The 7,358-nt window shown below is 72.2% G+C and carries 5 protein-coding genes; 3 read left to right on the top strand and 2 right to left on the bottom strand.

Translation table 11 applies throughout. The annotated features are described in order from the left end of the window. Positions 1-404: 404 nt before the first annotated feature. Entirely contained in the window at positions 405-1,436 is a 1,032-nt protein-coding gene (locus B7767_RS18340) for a LacI family DNA-binding transcriptional regulator (RefSeq protein ID WP_085573137.1), read from the bottom strand. Positions 1,437-1,918: 482 nt separating this feature from the next. Then, positions 1,919-2,932, bottom strand: a complete 1,014-nt coding sequence (locus B7767_RS18335) for a LacI family DNA-binding transcriptional regulator (RefSeq protein WP_085573136.1) — start codon at positions 2,930-2,932, stop codon at positions 1,919-1,921. A gap of 177 nt (positions 2,933-3,109) precedes the next feature. Between B7767_RS18335 and B7767_RS18330 the strand changes: the two genes are divergently transcribed. The 3 genes from B7767_RS18330 to B7767_RS18320 form a co-directional block, all read left to right on the top strand. Then, positions 3,110-4,936, top strand: a complete 1,827-nt coding sequence (locus tag B7767_RS18330; protein WP_085573135.1) for a glycoside hydrolase family 2 protein — start codon at positions 3,110-3,112, stop codon at positions 4,934-4,936. Positions 4,937-5,043: 107 nt separating this feature from the next. Then, positions 5,044-6,414, top strand: coding sequence for an extracellular solute-binding protein (locus B7767_RS18325; RefSeq protein WP_085573134.1), 1,371 nt, complete (start codon positions 5,044-5,046; stop codon positions 6,412-6,414). Between the two features lie 22 nt (positions 6,415-6,436). After that, the coding region (locus B7767_RS18320) for a carbohydrate ABC transporter permease (RefSeq protein WP_085573133.1) at positions 6,437-7,358 on the top strand (922 nt) is incomplete at its 3' end.

The following is a 7,358-nucleotide window of genomic DNA, read 5'->3' as shown; positions in this document are numbered from 1 at the left end:
CTCCGCGGGCGTGTCCCGTGCCCGCGCGCTCACTCGCCCCGGCCCGGCCGGTCCGGCGTGCGGCGGCGCCGTAGGGGCGTTCAAGCGTGGGCCGGCCCCGCCTCCGCGAGTGTCGCCGCGGTGTTCCCGCCCGGCGGTCGGCGTGTCAGGGGCAGGGCGCTTCCCTGCTCAGGGGCTTCGGCGTGGCAGGGCGCTTCCCTGCTCAGGGGCCTCGGCCTGTCAAGGTGCGTCCCTGCTCAAGGACTTCGGCGTGTCAGGGCGTGCCCCGTTCGAGGGTTTCAGGGTGTCGGCCACCCCGACGGCACTGCCGCAGGCGTGTCGCGAGTGCCGCCGACGCGCAGGCGGACGCGGTGGCACGCCCCCGGCGCAGGTTCGTTCCGAAGCCGCGGAGGCCGCCCGGCGCGTCAGACGTCCGCCGCCTTCCCAGTCGCAGGCCGCCCCAACGTGCTTTCTCGTTCCGCGAGTTGATAATCCGCCCAGATCCGGCGCGGCTCCGGCGCCCGGTCGTTGAGGCGGGCGAGTACCGACTCCACCGCCAGCCGGCCGATGGCGGCCTTGTCCGGCGACACGGACGTGAGCGTCACCGCCCCGAAGCGTCCCTCGATCACGTCGTCGAAGCCGACGACGGCGATGTCCTCCGGTACCCGCAGCCCTCGTTCGTGCAGCACCCGCATCGCCCCGATCGCCATCGGGTCGTTGTAGGCGAACACCGCGTCGGGCCGCCGTCCGCTGTCGAGGATGTGGTTCATGGCCAGTGCCCCGTCGGCGTGTCCCCAGCCGTCGGTGGCGGCGACGAGCCCCTCGTCGGCCGACAGCCCCGCGGCGGTCAGTTCCTCGCGCCAGCCCCGCACGCGCAGTTGCGCGGGCTCGCTGCGTCCGCGCCGGGCCCCGATGAACGCCACCTCCCGGCGCCCCAGACCGATCAGGTGCCGGACGGCGGCGCGGGCCGCGGCCACGTTGTCGATGGCGATGTGGTCGTACGGCAGGTCGTAGTCCCGCTCTCCGAGCAGCACCAGCGGCACGTCCTGGGCGCGGTCGCGCAGGTCCTCGGTCTCCAGCTCGATGGGGCTGAGGATGAGTCCGTCGATGACCCGGGCCCGGAAGCCCTGGCTCACCAGCAGCTCCTGCTCGCGCATGCCCCCGGTGTGGTCGAGCAGCACGATGTAGTCGTGCTCGGACGCGGCGTCGATGACGGAGGCGGCCAGTTCGGCGAAGTAGGGGTTCCCGAGTTCGGGCAGGGCGAGCGCGATGATGCCCGTACGCCCCTTCCTCAGATGCCTGGCGGCGAGGTTGGGCCGGTAACCGAGCGCGTCGATGGACCGCTGGACACGCTCGCGCATGGCCGGGGTGACGTGCTGGTAGTTGTTCACCACGTTGGAGACGGTCTTGATGGAGACCCCCGCGTGCGCGGCGACGTCCTTGAGGCTGACCCGCACGGCAATCCCTTCGTGAGCGGCCCGACTCGGTTGGTCGGTGCGGATGCGTGCCGTCACCATGAGCCGTGCGCCGAGCCGCTGGGCTCAAGTTTTACAACGTTATACATGCCGTCTCGTGACACTGACAAGGCGTGAACGGGGACGTGTCGGGAACGGCCCCGCGGGCCTCACCGGACCGGACGGCTCCCGGGCGCCGGCGCCGGGGTCGTCACCGGAAGTGTCGTCCCGGAGGACCCGCGCCGTCCACCGGACGCCGTCGGAGGATCCGCCGGGCCCCTCCCGGACGCGAGCGCCGGGGTCACGCCGGGAGTGGACTCCCGGGGACATGCCGTCGGCGGGCCGTTCCGGTGGGAGGTTCGCTCCCGTCGACGTCCTGCCGCCGGATTCGCCGACGGCGTCCGTCCACCGGAGCGGCCCCGCGCCCACGGGCGGACGGGTTCGGACCAGACCGGCCCGGACCGGAGCAGCCCGGACCGGCCCCCTCACCCTCCCGAACTCTCCCGCACGATCAGCCGGTGCCCCGCCGTCTCGTCGACCGCCGGTCCACCAGGTCCGTCCGCGTCGATACGGTCCAGCAGCAGCTCCACCGCCCGCCGCGCGATGCCCCGCTTGTCCGGGGCGACGGTGGTGACGGTGGGGATGCTGAACCGGGTGGCCTCGATGTCGTCGAACCCGACCACGTCGAGGTCCTTCGGTACCGACCAGCCGTCCTCGTGCAGGGCCCGTATCGCGCCCAGCGCCAGGTGGTCGTTGAGGCAGAGCATCGCGTCCGGCGGCTCCGGCAGCCGCATGAGGGCGCGGGCGGCGGCTGCCCCGTCGGCCCAGCGGAACGCGGGCACGGGATGGACCAGTTCGTCCGGCAGCGCCATCCCGGCCGCGGCCAGGGCCTCCTGGTGGCCGACCGTGCGCAGCCGGCTGGTGTTCCGCGACCCGTGCAGATCGCCGCCGATCACCGCGATGTGCCGGCGCCCCCGCGACAGCAGGTGCTCGGTCGCCTCGCGCGCCGCCGTCACGTTGTCGATCGCGACATGGTCGGCGCTGCCGGGCAGGTTGCACTCGCCCAGCAGCACCAGCGGCAGCCGGGTGTCACGGTCGGCCAGGTCGCGGGGTTGCAGGGCGAGCGGCGAGAGGATGACGCCGTCGGTGAACTGGGCGTCGAACCCGCGCACCGCGGCCAGTTCCTTCTCGTGCCGTCCGCCGGTCTCGACCAGCAGCGTGGTGCTGCCCCGGCGTTCGGTCTCCGCCATGACGTGCCGGGCCAGCTCGGCGAAATAGGCGACGTCCAGGTCCGGCACGGCCAGCGCGACCATGCCCGTGCGGCCCCGGCGGAGCTGCCGTCCGGCGATGTTGACCCGGTAGCCGAGCGCGTCGATGGCCTCCCGCACCGCGGTCCGGGTCCGCTCGGAGACGTGCTCGTAGTCGTTGAGGACGTTCGACACGGTCTTCGCCGAGACGCCGGCGTACTCCGCGACGTCCTTGATCCTGGGCCTGCCCATGCTCCCCTTCTCGTCCCTCCCGCTGCCTGTCGGGATCGTAACGGCAGCTTCGCCGGACCGGGCCGCGGGCGGTGTGAATCGTTCCATCGAAAACTTTCCGCCGCCGCCATTTACATCGATGTAATCGTATGGTCGCATGACCCCGTACCCAGCGCACCTGCACTGATGAGGAGCAGCATGAGCACGCCCCTGCCCCCGGACGTCCCGCGTCCGGAGCACCCCCGGCCCCAGTTCGTCCGCGAGGCCTGGCTGAACCTCAACGGCCGCTGGCAGTTCGAGACGGACCGCGGGGACAGCGGACTGGAGCGCGGACTGCGCGACCGTGACCTCACGGGCGAGATCCTCGTGCCCTTCTGCCCCGAGTCCGAACTGTCGGGAATCGGCGACACGGACTTCATGGAGGCCGTCTGGTACCGGCGCACGGTGACCGTCCCGGCCGAGTGGTCCGGCAACGACGTACTGCTGCACTTCGGGGCGGTGGACCACGACGCCACCGTCTGGGTCAACGGCACCGAGGTGGCCCGCCACCGCGGCGGCTTCACCCCCTTCACCGCGGAACTGCGCGGGGTGGCCGCGCCCGGTGAGGAGGCCGTGATCGTGGTCCGCGCCCGCGACACCCGGCACGGCCCGCAGGCCCGCGGCAAGCAGGCCACCTGGTACGCCAACACCCACTGCCACTACACCCGGACCACCGGGATCTGGCAGACCGTGTGGCTCGAACCGGTGCCGGCCACGGCCCGCCTCAAGCGCCCGCGGATCACCCCCCACCTGGGCTCGGGCTCCTTCCACATCGACCTCCCGGTCACCGGCAACCTGCCGGGCCACCGGGTGCGGGCGGTCCTCACGGACGAGCACGGCGAGGTCGTGTCCGCCTCCGCCCGCGCCGACCTCGACCTGTGCCCCCGGCTGGTGCTGACCGTGCCCGAGGACCGGTTGCGCACCTGGTCGCCGGCCGACCCGCACCTGTACGACCTGCGCTTCCAGCTCGTCGACGCGGCCGGCGGAATCGTCGACGAGGCGACGTCGTACGCCGGACTGCGCTCGGTCGCCCTCCACGGCAAGCGGGTCCTGATCAACGGCGAGCCGGTGTTCCAGCGGCTGGTGCTCGACCAGGGCTACTACCCGGACGGCCTGATGACCGCCCCCACCGACGCCGCCCTCGTACGCGACATCGAACTCGGGCTGCGGGCGGGCTTCAACGGGGCCCGGCTGCACCAGAAGGTGTTCGAGGAGCGCTACCTCTACCACGCCGACCGCCTCGGCTACCTGGTGTGGGGCGAGTTCGGCGACTGGGGCTGCGAGACCGGCGTGCGCGACGACAACCAGCGCCCCGACGCCAGTTACGTCGCCCAGTGGCTGGAAGCCCTGGAACGCGACCACTCCCACCCGTCGGTCATCGGCTGGTGCCCGCTGAACGAGACCTACCAGAACCTGCACGACCGGATCACCGGGCTCGACGACGTGACGCGGGCGATGTTCCTGGCCACCAAGCAGGCCGACCCCAGCCGCCCGGTGATCGACGCCTCCGGCTACGCCCACCGCGTGGCGGAGACCGACGTCTACGACTCGCACTGCTACGAGCAGGACCCGCGGGCCTTCGCCGAGACCATGGCCGGACTCGCCGAGGACCGCCCGTACGTCAACACCGGCCCCGACGGCCGTGACTGGTCCGTCCCCTACCGCGGACAGCCCTACTTCTGCAGCGAGTTCGGCGGCATCTGGTGGGACGCGGCCGTGGCCGCGACCGCCGCCGGCGACGAGCGGGGGACGTCCTGGGGGTACGGCGAACGGCCGCGCAGCACCGAGGAGTTCCTGGCCCGTTTCACCGGGCTGGTGGACGTCCTGCTCGACGACCCGGACATGTTCGGCTACTGCTACACGCAGCTCACCGACGTCTTCCAGGAGCGCAACGGCGTCTACGGCTTCGACCGCGCCGAGAAGTTCGACACCGCCGTGCTGCGCCGCGTCCAGCAGCGCGCGGCCGCCTGCGAATCCGCCGGCTGACGGCACCGCACCCGGCCCGGCGGACGACCGGAACCGGGGCCCCTCCCACGGCATGTCGTCCGCAGCGTCCGGCGGCGATGTACAACGATGTAGAGAAAGGTAGTGCCATGGTCGACCTGCCTGGCCCACGGGCCGCCTCCGCCGGGCCGCGAGGAAACCGCGCCGCGCCGTCCCGACGCGGCCTGTTCCGCGTCTCGCTGGCCTCCGCCGCCGCACTCCTCGGCGGCGGAGCCCTCACCGGCTGCGGTTCCGCCGCGGCCTCGTCGGACCCGCGCACCGTGCGCATGTGGGACCTGTTCAGCGGCGCCGACGGCGCCCTGCTCGACGAACTGATCGACACGGCGGGGTCCGACATGCCCGGCACCCGCGTCGAGCGGACCGTGCTGGAATGGGGCACGCCCTACTACACCAAGCTCGCCATGGCCTCGGCCGGCGGGCGCGGCCCGGACGTCGCCGTCTCCCACATGTCGCGCCTGGCGGGTTACGCCCCCCTGGGACTGCTCGACCCCTGGGACACCGACCTGCTGGCCGAGTTCGGCGTCCGCGAGAAGGACTTCGCCGACGCCGTGTGGAGCCGCACCCAGTACCGGGGCCGGACGTTCGCCATACCGCTGGACACCCACCCGTTCATCGTCTTCTACCACCCGGACCCCGTCCGCGAGGCCGGGCTGCTGACCGGCGACGGAAGCCTCGACCAGGACGCCTTCTCCACCCCCGAGCGGTTCCTCGAAGCCGGCCGGGAACTGGCCAAGGCGTCCGGCAGGCAGGGGATCGCCTTCGGCTACGTCAACGACACGGCGCAGGGCTGGCGGCTGTTCTACGGGCTCTACCGGCAGACCGGGAACGACTTCGACCTGCCCGTCGGCGGCACCGTCACGGCGGACGTCGACGCGATGACCGAGGTCATCGCCTTCATGCAGAAACTGGTCGACGGCCGCGCCAACCCGCGCCGCCTCGACTACCCGGCGGCCCTCGCCGACTTCACCAACAGCCGGAGCGCCATGATCCTCTCCGGTGAATGGGAGCTCGGCACCTTCCGGGCAGCCGACCCGAAGATCGGGGCGGCGCCCTTCCCCACGGTGTTCGGCACCCCCGCGGTCTACGCCGACTCCCACTCCTTCGTACTGCCGCGCCGCCCCGGCCCCGACGAGGCACACCGCAGGCGCACCCACCAGGCGGTGGCCGCGATCCTCAAGGCCGGCCAGACCTGGGCGAAGGCCGGTCACATCCCGGCGTACCGGCCGGTGACCCGTACCGGGGCCTACGCACGACTGGAGCCGCAGGCACGGTACGCGGCGGCGGCCGACCACGTGGTGCTCGACCCCGCCGTCTGGTTCGCCGGAGCCGGATCCGACTTCCAGAACTCCATGTCACAGGTGCTCCAGCAGTCCATGCTCGACGGCCTGGCGCCCGACCGGGCCGCCCGCGCCATGGTCCAGCGGATCAACACCGCCCTCTCCAAGCCCAGCCCGGCCTGAGCCGCCGCGAAGGAGGCAGCAGATGTCCACCGAACTCGCTTCCCGCGGCCGTCCGAAGGCCGCCCGCCCCGCCCGAGGACCCGGCGCGACACCGCGCCGCGCCTTCTCCCCGGGACTCCTCTTCGCCCTGCCGTTCCTCGTCCTGTTCGTCCTCTTCATGCTCTGGCCGCTGGTGCAGGGCGTCTGGATGAGCCTCACCGACACCTCGCTCGCCGCCCGGGACCCGTCCTTCATCGGACTGGACAACTACGCGGAGGCCCTCGGCGACGCCGAGATGTGGCGCACGATGTGGCACACCGTGTGGTTCACCCTCGTCTCCACCGCGCCCCTGGTGGTCGTCGCCCTCGGCATGGCCCTGCTGGTGTACACCGGACTGCCCGGACAGTGGGTGTGGCGGCTCGCGTTCTTCGCCCCGTACCTGTTGCCGGTCGGTGTGATCGGCCTGCTGTGGGGCTGGCTCTACCAGCCGGACCTCGGCCTCTACAACCACCTGCTGCGGGCGGTCGGGCTGGACGGCTACGCCTGGCTGAGCGACGAGTCCGTCGCCCTGTACGCCATCGTGATCGCCACCCTGTGGTGGACCGTCGGCTTCAACTTCCTGCTGTTCCTGGCCGCGCTGCAAGCCGTGCCCGACCACCTGTACGAGGCGGCGGCCCTGGACGGCGCCGGCGCCTGGCGGCGGCTGTGGCACGTGACGCTCCCGCAACTGCGGCGCGTCATCGGCGTGGTCACGGTGCTGCAGATCCTCGCCTCGCTGAAGGTCTTCGACCAGGTGTACCTGCTCACCAAGGGCGGGCCCGACGGCTCCACCCGTCCCGTCGTCGAGTACCTCTACGACATGGGCTTCACCGGCTACCGCCTCGGCTACGCCTCCGCCATCGCCTACGTCTTCTTCGCCCTCATCGTCCTCGCCTCCGCCGTGCAGTTCGTCGCCCTTCGCCGCA

It is taken from the genome of Streptomyces sp. 13-12-16, from assembly GCF_002114215.1.
Classification (GTDB): domain Bacteria; phylum Actinomycetota; class Actinomycetes; order Streptomycetales; family Streptomycetaceae; genus Streptomyces.
Note: the sequence above shows the minus strand (reverse complement) of the source record. Positions and strands in the feature narration are given on the sequence as shown.